The 18,484-nt window shown below is 71.5% G+C and carries 13 protein-coding genes; 6 read left to right on the top strand and 7 right to left on the bottom strand.

Annotated features, from left to right (window positions below; translation table 11 throughout):
* Nucleotides 1–68 precede the first annotated feature (68 nt).
* Nucleotides 69–4,664 (top strand): outer membrane protein assembly factor BamB family protein, encoded by a 4,596-nt coding sequence (locus ACYQ78_RS10075; protein WP_459800486.1) that lies wholly within the window; start codon nucleotides 69–71, stop codon nucleotides 4,662–4,664.
* 46 nt (nucleotides 4,665–4,710) lie between these two features.
* Here ACYQ78_RS10075 and ACYQ78_RS10070 read toward each other — a convergent pair whose 3' ends face one another.
* A complete protein-coding gene (locus tag ACYQ78_RS10070) occupies nucleotides 4,711–6,120 on the bottom strand; it encodes an RCC1 domain-containing protein (RefSeq protein ID WP_459800485.1) in 1,410 nt (469 codons plus the stop codon).
* Between the two features lie 117 nt (nucleotides 6,121–6,237).
* Here ACYQ78_RS10070 and ACYQ78_RS10065 point away from each other — a divergent pair, with 117 nt between their 5' ends.
* The gene (locus ACYQ78_RS10065) at nucleotides 6,238–6,786 is read left to right on the top strand and encodes a GNAT family N-acetyltransferase (RefSeq protein ID WP_459800484.1); all 549 of its coding nucleotides are present in this window, start codon (nucleotides 6,238–6,240) and stop codon (nucleotides 6,784–6,786) included.
* On the opposite strand, the gene ACYQ78_RS10060 is transcribed toward ACYQ78_RS10065, so the two are convergent.
* Nucleotides 6,737–7,966, bottom strand: coding sequence for an ROK family protein (locus tag ACYQ78_RS10060; protein ID WP_459800483.1), 1,230 nt, complete (start codon nucleotides 7,964–7,966; stop codon nucleotides 6,737–6,739). The two genes, ACYQ78_RS10065 and ACYQ78_RS10060, sit on opposite strands and share 50 nt — an antisense overlap.
* 37 nt (nucleotides 7,967–8,003) lie before the next feature.
* Here ACYQ78_RS10060 and ACYQ78_RS10055 point away from each other — a divergent pair, with 37 nt between their 5' ends.
* Both ACYQ78_RS10055 and ACYQ78_RS10050 read left to right on the top strand, forming a co-directional pair.
* Nucleotides 8,004–9,215: an MFS transporter gene (locus tag ACYQ78_RS10055; RefSeq protein WP_459800482.1), complete on the top strand. Its 1,212-nt coding sequence runs from the start codon at nucleotides 8,004–8,006 to the stop codon at nucleotides 9,213–9,215.
* Nucleotides 9,212–10,276, top strand: coding sequence for a quinone oxidoreductase family protein (locus ACYQ78_RS10050; RefSeq protein WP_459800481.1), 1,065 nt, complete (start codon nucleotides 9,212–9,214; stop codon nucleotides 10,274–10,276). Before ACYQ78_RS10055 ends, ACYQ78_RS10050 begins: the two co-directional genes overlap by 4 nt.
* 56 nt (nucleotides 10,277–10,332) lie before the next feature.
* On the opposite strand, the gene ACYQ78_RS10045 is transcribed toward ACYQ78_RS10050, so the two are convergent.
* Together ACYQ78_RS10045 and ACYQ78_RS10040 are read right to left on the bottom strand one after the other, a co-directional pair.
* Complete coding sequence (locus tag ACYQ78_RS10045; protein ID WP_459800480.1) at nucleotides 10,333–10,497, bottom strand: hypothetical protein; 165 nt, start codon at nucleotides 10,495–10,497, stop codon at nucleotides 10,333–10,335.
* A gap of 48 nt (nucleotides 10,498–10,545) precedes the next feature.
* Nucleotides 10,546–11,217, bottom strand: a complete 672-nt coding sequence (locus ACYQ78_RS10040; protein ID WP_459800479.1) for a hypothetical protein — start codon at nucleotides 11,215–11,217, stop codon at nucleotides 10,546–10,548.
* 91 nt (nucleotides 11,218–11,308) lie between these two features.
* Between ACYQ78_RS10040 and ACYQ78_RS10035 the strand changes: the two genes are divergently transcribed.
* Complete coding sequence (locus tag ACYQ78_RS10035; RefSeq protein ID WP_459800478.1) at nucleotides 11,309–12,226, top strand: helix-turn-helix domain-containing protein; 918 nt, start codon at nucleotides 11,309–11,311, stop codon at nucleotides 12,224–12,226.
* On the opposite strand, the gene ACYQ78_RS10030 is transcribed toward ACYQ78_RS10035, so the two are convergent.
* A complete protein-coding gene (locus tag ACYQ78_RS10030) occupies nucleotides 12,210–13,013 on the bottom strand; it encodes a class I SAM-dependent methyltransferase (protein ID WP_459800477.1) in 804 nt (267 codons plus the stop codon). The two genes, ACYQ78_RS10035 and ACYQ78_RS10030, sit on opposite strands and share 17 nt — an antisense overlap.
* A gap of 278 nt (nucleotides 13,014–13,291) precedes the next feature.
* Here ACYQ78_RS10030 and ACYQ78_RS10025 point away from each other — a divergent pair, with 278 nt between their 5' ends.
* Nucleotides 13,292–14,071 (top strand): hypothetical protein, encoded by a 780-nt coding sequence (locus ACYQ78_RS10025; protein WP_459800476.1) that lies wholly within the window; start codon nucleotides 13,292–13,294, stop codon nucleotides 14,069–14,071.
* 21 nt (nucleotides 14,072–14,092) lie between these two features.
* Here the strand turns inward: ACYQ78_RS10025 and ACYQ78_RS10020 are convergent, their stop codons facing one another.
* Entirely contained in the window at nucleotides 14,093–16,624 is a 2,532-nt protein-coding gene (locus ACYQ78_RS10020) for an FAD-dependent oxidoreductase (protein ID WP_459800475.1), read from the bottom strand.
* A 65-nt stretch (nucleotides 16,625–16,689) separates the two neighbouring features.
* Nucleotides 16,690–18,351 carry a glycoside hydrolase family 6 protein gene (locus ACYQ78_RS10015; RefSeq protein ID WP_459800474.1) on the bottom strand — a complete coding sequence of 554 codons (1,662 nt, stop codon included), beginning with the start codon at nucleotides 18,349–18,351 and terminating at the stop codon, nucleotides 16,690–16,692.
* Nucleotides 18,352–18,484: the final 133 nt, after the last annotated feature.

Below are 18,484 nucleotides of genomic sequence, written 5' to 3'. Positions count from 1 at the left end.
AATTGTTCGCGTTAAATAGGGCGCGCGTTGTCCTGTACACCGTCACGCTGGGGCTCGCCCTCAGTGTTGTGGCGGGTCCGCTCACCACATATGCCGCCGAAGCCATCGACCCGCCGGAGGCCACCGTCCGAGGCGTCGTGTACGTCGACGCCAACGGCGACGGCAGGCGCGACACCGGCGAGGCCGGCCTGGGAGGCGTCCGCGTCTCCGACGGCACGGTCACCACCGCGACCGCCGCCGACGGCTCCTACGCCCTGACGATCTCCACCGACCGCCGCAGGACCGACATCGTGTGGGCCGGTCAGCCCCGCGGCTACCGGTTCGGCCTCGACCAGTACAAGGAGCCCAGGTTCTGGGCCAACCTCGGCGAGCTCGCCGACGACGCCACGCCGGTCGCGGATTTCGCGCTGGTCCGCGACGAGCTCTCCGACGGTGACACCTTCTCCTGGGCCAACATCGCCGACCCGCACGTCAACGCGCAGCTGCCCGACCAGATCCGCGAGATCAACTCCACCGGCACCGACCTGCGCTTCATCGCGGTCAGCGGCGACCTCACCAACGACGCCAGCCAGGCGCAGTTCGACACCTACCGTCGCGGTACCCAGCAGTCGACCGTGGGCGTGTGGCCGGCCGTCGGCAACCACGAGTACGCGAGCGGCTCGGCCTACGCCGACCGGATCGACAACTACCGGAAGAACGTCGGGCCGGAGTGGTACTCCTTCGACTACGGCAACCGGCACTTCGTGGTGCTGGAGAACAACGGCTCCGCCCCCTTCGAGGAGGAGCTCGCCTGGCTGAAGGCCGACCTCGCGGCCGCCGTCCCCAACGACGACACCGAGGTCGTGGTGCTCACGCACCAGCCGATGAACGTGCCGTTCGGCTCGCCGTCGACCTACGACGAGTTCGGTGACGTGCTGGAGCAGTACAAGGCCCAGCTCATCCTCGTCGGCCACGAGCACTCCAACCACGTCGAGAACAAGTCGGCGTTCGCCTCGACCGCCAAGCACATCCAGACGGTGTCGAGCTCGTACACGATCGACAACGCGCCGCGCGGCTTCCGCTACATCCACATGGCGGGCCCCGGCTTCGACAACCCGTTCCGCATGTACGGCGAGAACGAGCACATCACCATCGTCAACCCGGCCCCGGGCTCGAAGGTCCCCGCCGCCGGGATGCCGGACGTGCAGATCAACGCCTACGACACCGGCGACGAGGTCGTCTCGGCGCGCTTCCAGATCGCGGGCGACAAGAACTGGCGCCCGCTCTACAAGAGCGGCGAGTTCACCTGGCACGGCAACCTGCCCAACAGCCAGCAGACCCCCGGCGCCCACCGCATCGACGTGCAGGTCACCGACGCCGCGGGCAAGGTCTGGACGAAGTCGGCCGACTTCACCCTCACCGACGAGCCCGAGCTCAAGACGGTCGCCGGTGACGACTGGACGCAGCACCACGGCGACCAGGGCCACTCCGGTGTCGCCCCCGCCCAGGACCCGGGCCGCCGCCTGGCCTGGAGCTTCCGTAGCGAGGGCACCTTCCTGACCGGCTCGCCGGTCATCCACGACGGCGTCGTCTACGCGGGCACCCGCGACGAGAACGGCGACGGCAACAGCCGCATCCACGCCATCAGGCTCAGGAACGGCCGCGAGCTGTGGAACGTCGAGGTCCCGCAGTCGATCCACGGCAGCCTCGCCTACGGTGACGGCCTGATCTTCGCGCCGACCCTCGGCTCGGAGCTCTACGCCGTCGACGCCGAGACCGGCGACGTGAAGTGGAAGGCCGTGCCCGAGCAGGCCCCGGCCCCCAACAACCAGCGCACCTACGGTTACTACTCGCCCGCCGTCTCGGGTCACACGGTGCTCTGGCCGTACCAGACGCGGTTCGGCATCGGCAGCCAGGGCGTGCTGAAGGCGCTCGACACCCGTACCGGCAAGCAGATCTGGGCCTCGCCGATGTCCGGCGCCACCATGAGCGACGGCACCCCCGCCGTCATGGACGGCACCGTGTTCGTCGGCAACGAGACCGCCGACCGCGTGCTCGCCTACGACCTCGCGACCGGCGCCCGCAAGTGGACCGGCACCGAGGCGCTCGGCAGCTGGCAGGACGGCGTGCCGACGGCGGCCGAGGGCAAGGTCTTCATCGGCGCCAACAACGGCATCGTCGCCCGTGACGCCAAGACCGGCGCCACCCTGTGGACCTACACCAGCCCGCGTTCGGCCCTCGTGTCGAGCGGCTCGACCCCGAGCGCCGCGGCCGTCAAGGACGGCGTCGTCTACATGGGCTTCCCGAGCGGCGCGGTCGTCGCCCTCGACGCCCAGACCGGCAACGTCTTCTGGGAGCGCCCGCTGCCCGGCGACGTCTACCACGGCGGCGTCATGTCCAGCCCGGTCGTGGCCGGTGACACGCTGTTCGTCGGCGCCAACAACGGCCGGTTCTACGCCCTGGCCACCGACACCGGCCAGATCCTGTGGAACCACGAGATCGGCACCTGGGTCGGCGCCGGTCCGGCCGTCAGCGGCAACACCGTCGTCGCGGGCGCCTGGGACGGCAACCTCTACGCCTACGTGCCGGGCGGCGAGTCCGCGCAGCGCTGGGCGACCGTGACCGGCGTCGTGAAGGACGCCGAGACCGGCGACCCGATCGCCGGCGCGAAGGTCACCGCCGTCGCCGCCGGTCAGGACACCGCCGTGACCAGCACCGACGCCAAGGGCCACTACACCCTCGGCCTCGCGGCGGCCACGTGGAACGTCACGGCGGCCAAGCGCGGCCTGATCGCCGACGACCAGTCGGCGACCTCGGTCACCGTCGGCGCCACCGGCACCGTGACCGCCGACCTGAAGCTGATCAAGGTCACCCACCCGGTCGCCGGCAAGTCGGTCTACACGCCCGACTACGGCAACGGCAGCACCCGCACCGACTTCGTCGCGGGCAAGGAGTACTACTACCTGGCCAACGACCGGATCCGGGCGTCGATCACGCCGTACACCGCCGCCAACAACGGCGCGGGCGGCCTCGGCGTCGGCGCGCTGTCCGACCTCATGCTCAACGACACCAACGGCGCCGAGACCCTCGACTGGGGCGAGATGCTGCTGCGCCCGAGCCTCACCCCGCCCGACTCGTGGGACCGCCCGGCCGACCAGCTCGACTTCCCCGACCTCGCCGTCGACGGCGCCGCCGTGGTCGGCAACGGCCAGTACCGCGCCAACGCGGCGATCAAGGCCCAGGTCCGGTACGAGACCCTGCCCGGCGCCCCGATCGTGAAGATGACGGTCAAGCTGACCAACACCGGCGCGACGGGCTACCAGGGCTACTTCAACTACATGATCGACCCCGACAGCTCGGCCGACAACGGCCGGATCCCCGGCTTCGCCGGCACCAACCCGGGCATCAAGACCACGGGCTGGACCGGCAAGTACGTCTACGTCGGCGCCGACACCGCCACCACCAACGGCCAGGCCGCCCACGGCCTCGCCTGGGCGCTCGACACCCCGGCCGCCGTCGGCGCGTACGGCTACGTCGAGGGCCTCTACTACGACGCCACGCTCACCGCCGGTGCGAGCAAGCAGTTCAGCTTCTACCACCTGACCGACTACGCGACGGCGGGTGGCGACCCCACCCTGAACATCGCGAAGTGGGCCGGCGAGCTCGACCTCTACGACCCGGCCGTCCCGGACGTCCCCCGCGCGAGCGGCAAGGTCACCGCGGGCGGCGCCGCCGTCTCCGGCGTCCGGGTCGTCCTGGAGAAGTCGGGCGCGGTGGTCGCGACCACGAGCACCGACGCCAAGGGCGAATACCGCATCGAGGCCCCGGCCGGTCAGTACGACGTCCGGGTCTCCAAGCTGGGCCACCAGTCGGCCACCGGTACGGTCACCGTGCCGGGCACCGCCGACTTCACGCTGAGCCCGGTCACGGTCGAGGCGGGCTACGGCAAGCAGATCGCCTCCGGCCTGGTCGAGGCGGGCGCGGGTGACGTCATGCTGGAGAACGACAGGCTCTCCATGGCGATCGCCGACGCCTACAACGACGCGCAGATCTCCGGCGGCACGCGCGGCAAGCCGGTCGACGTCGCGGTACGCGGCATGGCCGACCAGTTCGACTGGATCAACCTGCCCTACGTCTCGGCGACCCAGCCGACCGGCGGCAGCGCGTGGGACATCCGCACGGTGGCGGCGACCAGTGTCGAGATCGTCCAGGCGACCGGCGACAAGGCCGTCGTCCGGGTGTCCGGGCCGGTCAGCGGCATCGCGGGCCTGACGGCGGCGACGACGTACACCCTGAAGCCCGGCGAGAACTTCGCCACGGTCGCGACGGAGCTCAAGAACTCCGGCGCGGCGGCCCTCAAGGTGTGGACCGGCGACGCCATGGACCACGACGCGGCCGGCCAGGCCAGCGTGATCCCGGGCGCCGGGATCGTGGTCCCGGGCACGAACCAGGCCTATGTGCCGACCAGGCCGTACATCGGCATGACCGGCACCGACCCGCAGGTCTTCGGCCTCGTGTACGGCACCCCGGCCAGCGCCTTCGACGTGTACGCGGCGGGCAACTGGGTGATGAGCCGGTTCAACGTCGACGTGCCGGCGGGCGGGTCGTACACCCTGACCCGCAAGCTCGTCGTCACGCCGGGCACCGACGCGGTGGGCATCCTCGACGGGATCTCCGCGCCGTAACGTGACGTGGCCGGCCCGGGATCGCACCCGGGCCGGCCATGTCCTTTCACTCTCCGGGCTGAAGCACCAGCGTGACCAGCAGCACCGGGTCGGCCGACTTGTCGGCCGTGGCCTGGATCACGACCGGCGTGGGCTCCCGCACGTCCCCGGTCACCGTCACCTTCGTCTGCCCCTTCGACGGCACGACGTCGGGCTCGAACGTCACCTTCACCCCGTCGGGCAGCTCGGCCACCGTGAAGGTCCGGGTGTCGGTCGTGTCATTGGTCACCATCACCGCCTCCGCCGGGTGCACGACGTCGCTCTGGGCGAACACGCCGAGACCGGCCGTGGTGTCCCTGACGACCAGCCCCTGCCAGTTCTCCACGTCGAACTGGAGGATCCCCCTCATCCCGGGCATCGCGACGGGCGTGGCGGTCGGCTGGGTGAGGGTGCAGTTGCCCAGCCCGCACAGCTCCGGTGAGCCGAAGCTAAACAGCTGGCGGTCGACGAGCAGGTGGCTGCTCACGTTCCCGGCGCCGATGTCGGTCACCGACCTCGACGGCGTCGGGCCGGGGGTCGAGCGGGAGACGATGCCCGTCACCCCCAGTTGCAGGGCGTTGTTCAGCCCCCACGACCGAACCTCGCCGGTGTTGAGCAGGGCCAGGCTGTGCGCCTCCCCGACCGCCGTCATCTTCACGTTGGTCAGACCGCTGACCGGCACCGGGACGGTCTTGTCGACGGTACTGCCGGTGCCGAGCTGGCCGCTGCCGTTCTCGCCCCACGCCCACACGGTGTTGTCGGCGGCGACGGCCAGCGTGTGGTTGGCGCCGGGGGAGACCCGGGACATCCGCGGCACGTTGAGCTGCACCGGCCGGGTGCGGTCGACGGCGGTGCCGTCGCCGAGACGGCCGAGGGTGTTGTCGCCCCACGCCCACAGCCGGTTGTTCACGTCGATCGCGTACGCCCGGTTCTCGGCCGCGAAGATCCGGAAGATCGGCGGCAGGCCGGTCATCTTGGTCGGGAAGTAGCGGTTCAGGCGGTCGCCGGTGCCGAGCTGGCCCTCGCCGTTGAAGCCCCACGTCCACAGCGTGCCGTCGTCGCGCAGGGCCATGCCCCACGAGTAGCCGGCGGCGATCGAGGTCGTGCCGGGCAGTTGGAAGAGGAACTGCGGCTTGATCAGGTTGCGGACGCTACTGGTGTCGGGGTCGTAGGCCCGGCCCCAGTGGTAGATGCGCCCGCCTTCGTCGCGGCCGAGGGCGTACAGGCTGCCGGTGGCGACCTGGACGAAGCTCTCCCCGTCGTGCACGCGGACCTGGTAGGCGTTCGGGTAGGGCGCGATGAACGAGTTGCCGAGCTGGCCGAACTCGTTGAGCCCCCACGATCTCGCCTGGGTGTCCGGCGCGGCCTGCGCCGGTGTGGCCGATATGCCCAGCGCGCCGGCTAACAGCAGCGCGATGAGCCCCCGTGGCCAGGACATGTCTTTTCTCCTTGTCTGTGACGAACCCCGTCCACTCAAGGAAACGGGCAGGAGGAACGCCCGGCGAGAGCCACTGCCGCCGGTGTGCGCGGTACGAACAGGCCCTAGGGTCGGCCTATGTCCGACATGCCCCCACGGGTCGAGCTGGCCCCGCTCACCCTCGCCGACCAGGACGAGTTCTGCTCCCTCGTCGAGGCCAGCATCGACCTCCACATGCCGTGGATGCAGTTGCCCGCGACCCCGGACGCCTTCCGGACCTGGATGGGCCGATTCGCCGACGGCACCAACCGCGGCTACCTGATCCGCCTCAGAGAGACCGGCGCCGCCGTCGGCACGGTCAACATCAACTCGATCATCCGGGGCCGCTACCAGGGCGCGTCCATCGGCTACGCGGCGTTCGCCACGTCGGTCCGGCGGGGGTACATGACCGAGGGGCTGACCCTCGCGCTGCGGCACGGCTTCGAGGAGCTGCGGCTCCACCGGCTGGAGGCGAACATCCAGCCGGAGAACACGGCGTCGCTGGCCGTGGTCCGGCGCCTCGGTTTCCGGTATGAAGGGCTGTCGCCCGACTACCTCTTCATCGACGGGGCGTGGCGCGACCACCAGCGCTGGGCCATCACGGCGCCGTCCCCGTGGACGCCGGACCCTTCGCTTCCCGAGGTCTAGAGCTCCAGGCGCGCAGGCCCTCCGCCGTCAGGAAGGCGTCGAAGACCATTTCCGCGATGCCGACGCGGGGGGCCTCGGCGCCCAGCAGTGAGGCCGTGATCGGGGCCGGGCGGCGGAACGCCATGAGGGCCTCCGCGCACCCCGCCTCCACAGGGTCGGCGGCCACTTCGTAGAGCCGGGCTCCCAGGCCGGACAGGGTCACGACCTCGGGGTCGTGCGCGTTGACGAGGGCGCCGATGCCCCGGCCGAGCGCCCGCGCGACGGCGCCGACCGCCGGGCCGGTGGACTCCTCCGCGATCAGCCGCCCGGCGTGGTGGAGGCGGCGGTGCACCGGGACGTCGTGGCCGAGGTGCCGGATCAGCGCGTTCGCGCCCACGTCGAGGTCCCAGCAGCCGGTCGAGCCGCAGGCGCACGGGCCGTGACGGTCGCCCGCCAGCGGCAGGTGGCCGAACTCCCCGGCCATGCCGTGAGCGCCGGTCAGCGGGCGGCCCGCGACGACGAGCGCGCCGCCGACGCCGAGGGAGACGTGCAGGTGGAGGCCGAGACCGACACCGCGCAGGGCGCCCCGGCGCGCCTCCGCGAGCGCCGCGAGGTTGGCGTCGTTGCCCAACCTGACCAGGGGATCCTCGCCGAGGCCCAGCAGGGAGATCAGGTCGACGTCGTGCCAGCCGAGATGGACCGCGTCGACGAAACGGCCGTCGCGCACGCTGGCGGGGACCGAGATGCCGACGCCCACCACGCGGCCGGTGAGCTCGGCCATGCGGCGCCGTAGCTCGCCGGACAGGTCGGCCAGCACGTCGGTGGCCAGCCCGGCGGTGTGGTGGCGGCATTCCAGCAGCTCAGACGTGCCGCCGAGCGCCGCCGCCGAGATGGCCCAGGAGTCCTCGCGCAGGTCGACGGCGAGGGCGAGCGGGCCTCGCGGGTGGGGGCCCACCTGGTGGGTCGGCCGTCCGCGTGGCCGGTCGGCCAGGGGGCGCTCCCGCACCAGGTCGGCGGCGGCCAGCTCACCGGTCAGGACGGTCGCGGTGCCTCTGGCCAGCCCGAGGTCACGGGTGAGCTGGGAGCGGGTGAGCTCCCCGCCTCCGGCGTGCACGGCGCGCAGCAGCCGGGTCAGGTTGTGGAGCCGCAGTTCGGTGCTGGTCGTGGGCGCGTGCACGCCTCCCATTGTGGCAGCCGTCATCTCCTGATTATGCTCTCGCCTAGAACAAAATAGGGGGGTGGACGAGATGCGGGTGGCGTTATCCGTCTTCTACGGGTTGTCGGGGGTTCTCAACGCGTTGTGGGTGGCGACCCTGCCCGCCGTCGACGCGCGGCTCGGCCTCGGTCCGGGCCGGATCGGCACGCTGCTGCTCCTCATGGCGGTGGGGGCGCTCGCCACGCTGCCGATCGCCGGGCGGTCGGTCGATCGGTGGGGGAGCCGCCGGTTGCTGCGGGTCGCCGCGCCGCTGTGCGCGTTCGTGCTGGTCGGGGTCGCGCTCGCGCCGTCGTACGGGATGCTGGCGGTCGCCGTCGTGCCGCTCGGGGCGGTCACGGGCGTGGTCAACATCGCGCTGAACGTGCAGGGCGTCGAGGTGGAACGGCACCTCGGCAAACCCGTCATGGGCAGCCTGCACGGGGTGTGGAGCCTGGGCGGGGTGGTCGGCGGCGCGGTGATCACCGCGGCCCTGGCGGCGGGCGCGGACGTGCGGACGCTGATGGTGTCCGTGGCGGTCACGATGATCGTCGCGTCGCTGATCCCGGGGCCCCACCTGCTGAGCGCTTCCGCGCCGGTCCGGGACGAGGTCGCGGACCCGGGCGCGCCGGCCGTGCTGGGGGCCGGCGCGATCGTGCTCATGGGGTCGGTGGTCTTCGCCGCCTATCTCAGCGAGGCGACGGCCACCGACTGGGCCGCCGTGCACGCCCGCTGGGAACTCGGGGCCGAACCGGCCACCGCGTCCGTCGTCTACACCGCGTTCGCGGCGGCGATGACCGTGACCCGGTTCTTCGGCGACCCGCTGCGCGCCCGGCTCGGGCCCGCCCGCACCATGCGGCTCGCCGGGTCGGTCGCCTCCCTCGGCTACGCGCTCGTCCTGGCCGCCTCGTTCGCCGGTACGGGGGCGCTCGCCTGCGCGATCGCGGGGTGGAGCCTGGTCGGGTCCGGCATGGCCACGGTCGTGCCGGTGATCTTCAGTACGGTCGGCGCGATGGCCGGCCGTCCCGGGCGCGCCCTGTCGGCGGTCACCGCGATCAGCTTCGGCGGCGCCCTGACCGGGCCCGCGATGATCGGATACGTCGCGGAGGTCGCCTCCCTCCAGACCGCGCTGCTCATCCCGGCCGTCGCCGCCGTCTTCGTGGCCGTGGCCGGAAGCCTCGTTTCGGGCCATGGAGCGGTAAACCCGCGCGTCGCGCGCCGTGATCCCGAACGTGACCCCGGTGGAATCGGATCATGAAAGAGACGTTCCTCGGGGTCGGCTACGTCCACGACCATGCCGGACTGCCGCTGGTGGCGGTGCGCGTGCCCGTTCCCGAGCCGGTGGCCGACCAGGTGCTGATCAGGGTCGCGGCGTCGTCGCTGAACCCGCTCGAATACAAGCTGGCCGAGCTCAACTTCCTGGGACGCACCCCTCCCGTCGCCCTTGGATTCGACCTCGCCGGAGTGGTGGCCGCGGTCGGCGGCGACGTGACCGACCTGGCCGTCGGCGACGAGGTGGTCGCCATGGCCGACCTGAACGGCGACGGCGGCTGGGCGGCGGGCGAGGGCGGTTCCTTCGCGGTCGCGCGCCGCTTCCTCACCGTCCGCAGACCGCCGCCGCTGAGCCTCCGCGACGCCGCCGTGCTGCCGATGTGCTTCCTGTCCGCGTTCGCGGGCCTGTACGGAAGGGTCCGGCCCGGCGACACCGTCTACATCCCCGGCGGCGGCGGAGGCGTCGGGCACCTGGCCGTGCAGATGGCGGCCCGCACCCTGGAGGCCGGAACGGTCGTCAGCAGCGGCAGCACCCCGGAGTCGATCGGCCTGGCGCGGGAGTCGGGCGCCCACCACGTCTATGACTACAAGCGCGACGACATCGCCGCCGAGATCGACGAACTGACGGGTGGACGCGGCGCCGACGTCGTCTTCGACGCGACGTACAGCGAGCGGGGCTTCGCCGAGACCGCGGCCACGGTCCGCAAGGGCGGAAGCTGGATCGTCCTCGGCGTCGGCCCCGGCAGGACCACCCGAGTGGCCGAGACGCAAAGCCCGGTCGACGCGATCCTCGCGGACCGGGGCGCTCAGCAGGTGAACGTCAACCTGCTGCGCTACTTCTCCGAACCCGCCCTGCTCGACGAGCAGGCACGTGACTTCCTCCGGCGCGGCATGGAACTGGCGATGGAGTGGGCGGAGCGAGGGCTGGTCGTCCCACACGTGGGCCGGACCATCGACAGCGATGTCGACGCGATCAACGAGGGGCTGCGCGCGCTGAAGTCGGGCGGCGGGGTGCGGGGGAAGGTGGCGGTGGTCGTCAGTCCCTGACGATGAACCCGGCCCCGGCGGACGGCCCGCGCCCCCGAGGCGCGGGCCTCACGCGGTCAGCCCCCGGCGGGGAAGATCGGCAGGACGTTGACCTGGATCAGGTTCCCCGGAATGGAGATGACGTCGTCGAAAAGCAGCCCGGGACCGTCGGCCGCGTGGGCGGGGGCGGCGATCCCGGCCGCACCCAGTGCGAGCAGAACCACGACGAAAGTCTTCTTCATTTGGTCACTCTCCGTTTATGTTGATCGCGTTGGCGACTACGGAGAGTATCAACTCGCTCTACTGCCGGTCTGCGAATCCCTCACCTTGAACAGCGGGACGAAGGCCGCGACGATCCAGGCGAAGTGGAGGACGCTGACCGTCGTCCAGGCGGCTTCGTCCGTCACCTGGACGGCCGCCATGAGGATGGTCGCCGCCATGAGGCCGACGGTGATCGGCAGATAGATCCTCAGCAGCATGCTGGCGGCGAGGAACCGCCGTGGTTGTCCCGGGCCGAGCCACCACCGCAGCCCCGCCCAGAGCAGCACGAGCAGCACGCCGACGACGACGGCCGCGAGGCCCGCCGCGCCGGGATCGGGCGGCACCCCCTCGTCCAGCACACCGAAGCCGAGCGACACCGTGACGACGGCGGGCACGAAGCACAGCCAGGCCGCGAACACCGTCGCCGAGGCGGCGAGCGTGCCGGGCCGGGTGAGATGGCGTTCGCGCGACCCTGCCCACCAGCGCCGGAGGGCGGGGCCGACCTCGTCACCGCCGCGCCGCACTCTGACCGCTTGGTAGACCAGCACTCCGGCCACGATCAGCGCGCCGAGGATCAGGAGCCCCACCAGGGGAGGCTCGTCGTGAGGCCGGACGACTCCCAGCAGATCCTCGACCCTGGCGCCCAGCCAGTACATGCCCGGATTGAAGACGAGAACGGTGACGCCCACGGCGACGAGCATCGTCAGACCTGAAGATCCACGCTTTCCCACGCGGCATGGTAGGCGCGGAAGCGCTTGAATCTCCAGCGGCTGGAAGGTCCACACTCCTCATGTGAACGACGAACTGCTCACCATCGGGCAGCTCTCCCAGCGCACCGGGCTGCCGGTACGCACCATCCGCTACTGGTCCGACATCGGGGTCCTGCCCCCGGACGCCCGTACCGGCTCCGGCTTCCGCCTCTACGGCACCGAATCCGTCGCGAGGCTCCAGCTGATCCGCACCCTGCGCGAACTGGGCCTCAGCCATGGCGAGGTGCGCCGGGTGATCCAGCGCGAGACGACCCTGGCGGACGTCGCGGCCGTCCACGCGCGGGCCCTCGACGCCCGGATCAGGGCCCTGCGCCTGAGCCGGGCCGTGCTGAGCACGGTGGCCAGGCGGAAATCCGACACCGAGGAGATGGAACTGATGAACAGACTCGCGAGACTCTCCGCCCAGGAACGCGCCGCCATCATCGAGGACTTCGCCGACGAGGTCTTCAGCGGCCTGGACGCCGACCCGCAGCTCCACGAACGCATGCGCGCCACCCTGCCCGGCCTGCCCGACGACCCCACCTCGGACCAGGCCGACGCGTGGATCGAACTGGCCGAACTGGTCACCGACCCCGACTTCCGCCGCCGCATGCGCGACATGATCCGGCACAACGCCACCGGCCGCGCCGAGCCGGGCCCCGGACGCCGGCCCGGCGCCTACCTGTTCTTCGCCAAGAAGGTCGCCCTCCTCGTCGGTCCCGCCCGCGAGCGCGGCGTCGCCCCCGAGTCGGCCGAGGCCGAGGGGGTCCTCGACGAACTCCTCGGTACGAACGCGCGCCGCGCCGAGGTCCTGGAGCGGCTCGAAGCGGGATTGGACGCGCAGGCCGAACGCTACTGGCAACTGCTGGCGCGCATCCGGGGCGAACAGCCCCGGCCGACGACGGCCCCCGACTACCAGTGGCTGGCGCGGGCACTCCGGGCGGCTACCTCGACGCCGTGACCATCCAGATCGCGGCCTCCAGCCGCACCCCGTCAGGCTCCGCGTGCTCGGCGAGGGCGGCCCGCACGTCACCGAGCGCGGCGTCGAGGTCGGCCACGGCCGCCAGCTGAGCCCGGACGGGTCCGGTGCCGGCGAGGTATCCGGCCGCCTCCGCCACATCCGCCCCGATGTGGAGCGGCACCCGCACGTCCTCCAGCCGGACGTCGGCGAACCCGGCCCGCGTCAGCAGCTCCTCGACGACGGCGGGGTCGGACTGGGTGAACATGCTGCGGTCCCGCAGGTCGACGGGTGCGTCGGCGTGCCGCATGATCGCCGCGCCGGGGACGGTGAGCCAGGCGTTGACGTCCGGAGGCTGCCAGGTCGCCAGGACCAGCCGCCCGCCCGGCCGCACAGCGCCGCTCATCGCGGTGAAGGCGCGGATGGGGTCGGTGAAGAACATCGTGCCGAACCGGCTGATCACCACGTCGACCGGTCCGGGCAGCGGGTCGGTCTCCGCGTTGGCGTGGACGAACCCCGCATTGGCCGCCCCGCCCTCCTGACGGGCGCGCGCCACCCGCAGCATGGGCGCCGAGACGTCCAGGCCCGTGGCCGTTCCGCCGGGGGAGACCTGGTCGGCGGCCAGGAGCGTGGTGGCTCCACACCCGCAGCCGACGTCCAGGACCTGTTCGCCCGGCTTCAACCCGGCCGCCGCCAGCACGGCCTCCCCGACCGAGGCCAGCACGCGATCGCGCCGGTCGGCATCGGCGGCCCACCGCTCGCCGTCGTCGTCGTTCCAGATCTGCGCCACGCCCCCACCGTAACCTCACCGAGGTTGAGGATCGGCTGGAGCCGTCCGGCTGTATCGGGTGCGTGACCACACTGAGCAGATGTCCGCCCTGCCGCAGCACCGCGCGACCCCGTGGCAACACCTCCGCAGGCGGCCGCGTCACCCGGCTCGGGCTCGGCCTTCGCGTCGACTCGGGCCTCGGCACCCCCGTGGGGCTGCGGGTTCACGCTGGTCGTGATCAGAGTGTGATCTGGTGAGACCAGACTTTCGCGCGCAAAAGATGACGAAAGGAAACGCGCGTGAAGCGAGCCATGGTCGGGACGTTAGTGATGCTCGGTGCCTTACTGGTGCCCGTGAGTCCGGCGCACGCCACTGTTGATCCGATCGCCGCGCTGAAGGCGCAGTTCGTTTCCGGGCGGGGGGTCAAGCTCAAGACGGTGCTGCAGGTGAAGCCCAAGGGTGGGAAGGGGACCGTCACCCAGGAGATGGGATCGGTGCAGTTCGGGCCGAAGGGGGCGAACGCCTCCGACCTCACGGAGAAGACCCGCTATGACAGAGGTTTCTTCAGCGAGGAGCAGCGTGACACGCAGAAGAAGCTGGAGAGCCCCGGCAGGGTGATCACGCTGCCGAAGGTGACCTACGTGCAGGGGCCCCGGGCCGGGGAAGGGCTGCCGGCGGGCAAGTACTGGGTGCGGAAGACGAAGCCGCTGCCGCCGGTTCCCAGCGGGATCATCATCGACGTGTTCGAGCCGAACACCGTCAAGACGCTGATCGCCAAGGCGACGTCGAACCGGGGCGGGGTGGTGAAGGGGGCCACCACGAGCGCGAAGATGGCGGCGCTCTCGCCGGTGTTCCGCAAGCAGTTCGGGACCGCGGGCAAGACGTCCAAGATCACCTACACGTTCTCGCTCAACAAGGAGGGGCTCGTCACCCGTCTCAGCGTCAAGCTGCGGATGCCGGTCGACGGGACCGTCGTCGACTACACCTCCGACACCCGCCTCTACAACTGGGGCATCAAGGTCATCGTCAATCCGCCCCCGGCCGACACGGTGATCGCCGAGAAGGCCGTCAAACACTGAGGGAGCGGGCTGCCCATCTCTTCAGCGCCCGATCGTCAGATCCTCGGTGGGCAGGGTCTGGCAGGCCAGCCGCCATCCCTCGGACAGTTCGGCCGTGGAGAACATGCCGCGCGTGTCGGTCTCGTAGGTGCCGGAGAGCACCCGCACCCGGCACGTGCCGCACGCGCCCTCGCCGCACGACTGTGGCAGCGGGACGTCGGCGGCGTTGGCGCCGTCGAGGACCGACTGTCCGGGCAGGCAGACGAACCCCGGTTCGCCGCCGGTCATGCCGATCTTGTACGCGGTGACACCGGCCGCCGCGGCGGCGAGGGCGATGACGTGGGCCCGTTCCCTGCGGGTCTCCGTGCTGCGGCCCGACACGAACGCCTCGGTGCGGATCGCCTCCCGGGGCACGCCGAGGTCCGTCAGGTGGCCGATCAGGTCCTGCATCATCGCCGCCGGGCCGCAGAGATGCACACGGCGCACCCCTTCGGCGAAGGGCCGGATCGCCTCCGCGCCGATCCATCCGGTCAGCTCCGACACGAAGATCGACACTTCGAGCCCCGGTAGCCGCTCCCGCAAAGCCTCCAGTTCCGGCCGGAACAGCACGTCGGCCTCGGTTCGGAAGGCCGCGAGCAGCACGATGCGGCCGGTGTGTCCCTCTTCCGCCGCCGCGGTCAGCACGCTCATCAGCGGGGTGATCCCGACCCCGCCGCCGATCAGCAGCAGTCCTCCCGGGGCCGGGCGCCAGGTGAAGTCGCCGTGCGGGCCGCTGACCCTCAGCGCGTCGCCGACCGCCAGCTCTTCGTGCAGGAACGTGGAGCCGAGGCCGTCCGGCTCGTGCTTCACCGCGATCTCGGCGAAGCCGCGTTCGCCGGGGCCGCTGCAGATCGAGTAGGACCGCTCGATCGGCTCCACCGCGACCGGCAGTTCGACCTTGACGTACTGCCCGGCCGTGAACGAGAACGGCATCGAACCACCGGCCAGCGGTTCGAGCCGGATCCGCCGCACGGCCGGCGACAGCGCCTCGATCGCGGCCACCCGCAGATACCCCTGCCACGGGGTGTCTCCGGCCACTTTCCTGGACAGGATGGTCCGCCACATCGTCCCGAGCTGCCGCTGCTTGAGCACCCGCTTCGCCGCCAGCAGCCCACCGGCCAGCGCCCCGACCACTCCGGGTCCCCAGGCGTCCTGCCCGGCCACGACCAGGCCCTTGATCGGTGTACGAGATCCGGCGCGCGACGACCGCATCCGCTGCGGCGTGGCCGACAGGCCGTAGAAGGAGCCCAGCACGCTGTGCTGGAAGGTCTCGAACGACAGCGGCGTCGCGAGCTCGGCGAACGCGATCGCGTCCCGGAACCCGGGCCACTGCCGTTCCAGGCGGCCGATCAGCCGTTCGGTCAGCTCCTCCTTGAGCCGCCGGTAACTCTCCGGCCGCTCACCCTCGGGAATCCCGCGCCACTCGTCGACCATCCCCGGATCGACGAGCTCCACGACCTCGACCGTGTGCGACCGGGCCGCCGGGTTGTTGAGGGAGGCGAACGAGACGTACAGGACGCCTTCCCCCGCCGGGCGGTGGGTCCCTTCGAGGTCGGGCATGAACCAGTGGTTCTCGCCGCGCAGCCCGAACTCGGCCGGTGAGCGGTCCATCCCGAGGAACAGCACGAGCGCAGACGGCTCCGCCGGAAGGTCGGCCAGCTCCTCACCCCGCCCGATCAGCCTGTACGTGTTGCGCACCCCCGCCGCCGACACCACGGTCCCCGTCCGCACGTGGTAGCGCCGCCCGGTGGCCGTGTCCTCGACGTCGACCCCGGTCACCCGCCCCTTCTCGACGGCCAGCCGCTCGACGCGCTGCCGGGGCCGCAGCTCCACCTCGTACCGGCGGAGGATCTCCAGGACGATCCGGCCCAGCTCCTTCGGCCCGCCCACCGGATGAGCGGTGCCCTTCATGAAGAAGGTCAGCGGGACCGCCGCGTGATAGCCGAACGCGCTCTGCGACGGCGGCGTGCCGTACAGCCCCCAGCGCGCCGCCAGCACCGCCCGCAGCCGTGGGTCCCGGAAGCTGCGGGTCAGCTGATCGCGCAACGTCCGGAACGCCCCCGGGAACAACCGCTCGACGACGCGCACTCCAGCAGGCGACGCGGCGAGGATGTTGCGGGCGGCCAGCCCGGCCATCGCCCGGCGGATCGACCGCAGGAACCCGTCGACGGCGCCGGTCTCCGCCGGGAAGCGTTCGGCGAGCCGGGCCCGGAACCGTTCCTTCGTGGCCGGGACGGCGAAGTCGAAGTCGGGGAAGTGCAGGACGTCGTAGTCGTCCGGCAGCGGCGAGAGCTGCACCCGTCCGTCGGTCATGAAGTCGAGGAACGGACCGGCGTCCGTGCTCATGTAGTGCAGCCCGGTGCCGAACTGGAAGCGTCCGGCCCGGGAGAACTCGTGCGTCATGCCGCCGAGCGTGTAGTGCTGTTCGAGGACGAGCACCCGCTTCCCGCCGAACTGCGCGATCGCCCGCGCCGCCGCGAGACCGCCCATCCCCGACCCGATCACCACGACGTCGGCATCCTCGACTTCACCCATGCCGCGAGCCTGCCGGAACGGACTTCCCACGGACTGAACGATCTGTGAACCCGAGCATCGCCGGGTCAGAGGGGCGGATACACGTTGCGGACGAGGGTCCCGAAGTAGGACGGCCAGAAGATCCCATAGGCCGGTGCGCCCGGAGTCGCGCCCGAGGGACGGTACGACCCGATCGGAGGGGCGAAGGTGGGGTCGCACCAGCGGTTGGGGCCGTCGCTCGCGCCGTCCGACTCGCCCGGTGGCCGGGCCCAGATGTAGGCGTCGACGCCGGGCCTCGGGGCGGCGGCGGGACGTTCGCCGATGCCCGCTTCGAGCTGGTTGCACCGGTTGAAACGGTTGGCCCGCCGGTCGAGCCTCGACTGGTCGACGTAGGTGTTGACGTCGGAGGAGACGCTGACGGCGGTCGGGCGGGCGGTGCCGCCCCAGCCGTTGCGCGAGGTGTCGATCAGCATGCCGATGTGGGCGGGGAAGCCCGCCTGGACGAGGGCGGCGCGCAGGGAACGGGTGTAGTCGTCCTCGTCGATGTGGGGGTTCCAGTCGACCCACCGGGTCCAGTAGAGCGGGGCGCCGCCGACCAGCTTGTTCGTGTCCGGGAGGAAGACCTCGTCCACCGGGACGTAGTCGGCGACGTTGGTGACGAACCCGTCCACTCCCCGCGTCCCCTCGACGGCCTGCCTGAGCACGTCGACCAGCGGCCCGGAGACCTCGGCCCACCCGGCGACCGAGGAGCGGGCGGCGTCGAGATAGACGTACACGTTCGGGATCGGCCCGAGGGCGGCGAGTGCCTGCCTGACGCCCTGGACGTACACCCCCGACGTGCGCGCCTCCACACATTCGGGCTCCGGGTTCCCGGCGACCATGCTGCCCAGCGTCTCCGGCTCGACGAGGGTGACGATCCTGAGCGGGGCGTAACGGGGGTCGGCCAGGATGGCCGCGATGGGGTTCACGAACTGGTTCCGGTACGCCGCCACTCCGTCGGCCGTCATCGGGAACTCCGCCGTGGGCCACCACGAGGAGCAGTCCTTCCCCGGCAGGTCACTCAGCACGAGCGTCACCACGACGGGATCCGCGTTCCCCTGCGACAGGGCCTGGACGAGCGCCCGCTCCAGATGCTGCCGCAACCCCATGCCACCCCTGACGGACGAGATCGCCGCCACGGAATCCAGCCAGAGGGCGGTCGGCTGGAACGCCACCTTCCGCATGGCGGTCCCGGCCGCACCACCCGCGGCGGTCGCGGCCGCATCGACCCGCGCGACGTAGTCGGGGTTCAGGTAACCCCGCGCCCCGACGTACGGATTGTCCACGTGCACAAGAGAAGGAGAGGGACTGGGTGATGGCGACGCCGGGCTGCCACAGGGGGTGCCGTTCACGGTGAAGCCGACCGCAGGGGGGTTGGTGCCGGTCCATCGGCCGTTGAAGCCGAGGTTCACCGTCGCGCCCGGGGCGAGCACCCGGTTGTGCGTCTCGTTCACGGCCGTGACCCGGGCGCCCGACTGGCTCCACCGCGCCGACCAGCCGTGGGTGATCGTCTGCCCGGCGGTGAAGTCGAACCGCAGCGTCCAGCCGTCGACCCGGTCCCCGGTGTTCCTGACGGTGACCGACCCGGTGAACCCGCCCGGCCACGAGTTCGCCCCGTAGGTCACCACGCATCCCGGCGCGGCCCACGCCACCCCCGGAAGAACGACGAACACGAGCAGAACCCCGACAAGCACGCGCAGGAGCCTCATGGCACCTCCCGGACGCGGAGACCGACCCCCGATCGTCACCCCGGAAAGCCCGCCCCCGGCAACCCGGTCGGGCGAACCCGCAGGTCAGCCCTGAACCTTTCACCGCAGGGACCGGCCCCCGGTGGTCACCGGG

It is taken from the genome of Herbidospora sp. RD11066 (assembly GCF_054661255.1).
The sequence above is the reverse complement of the archived record's forward strand: the minus strand, read 5'-3'. Positions and strand labels throughout refer to the sequence as shown.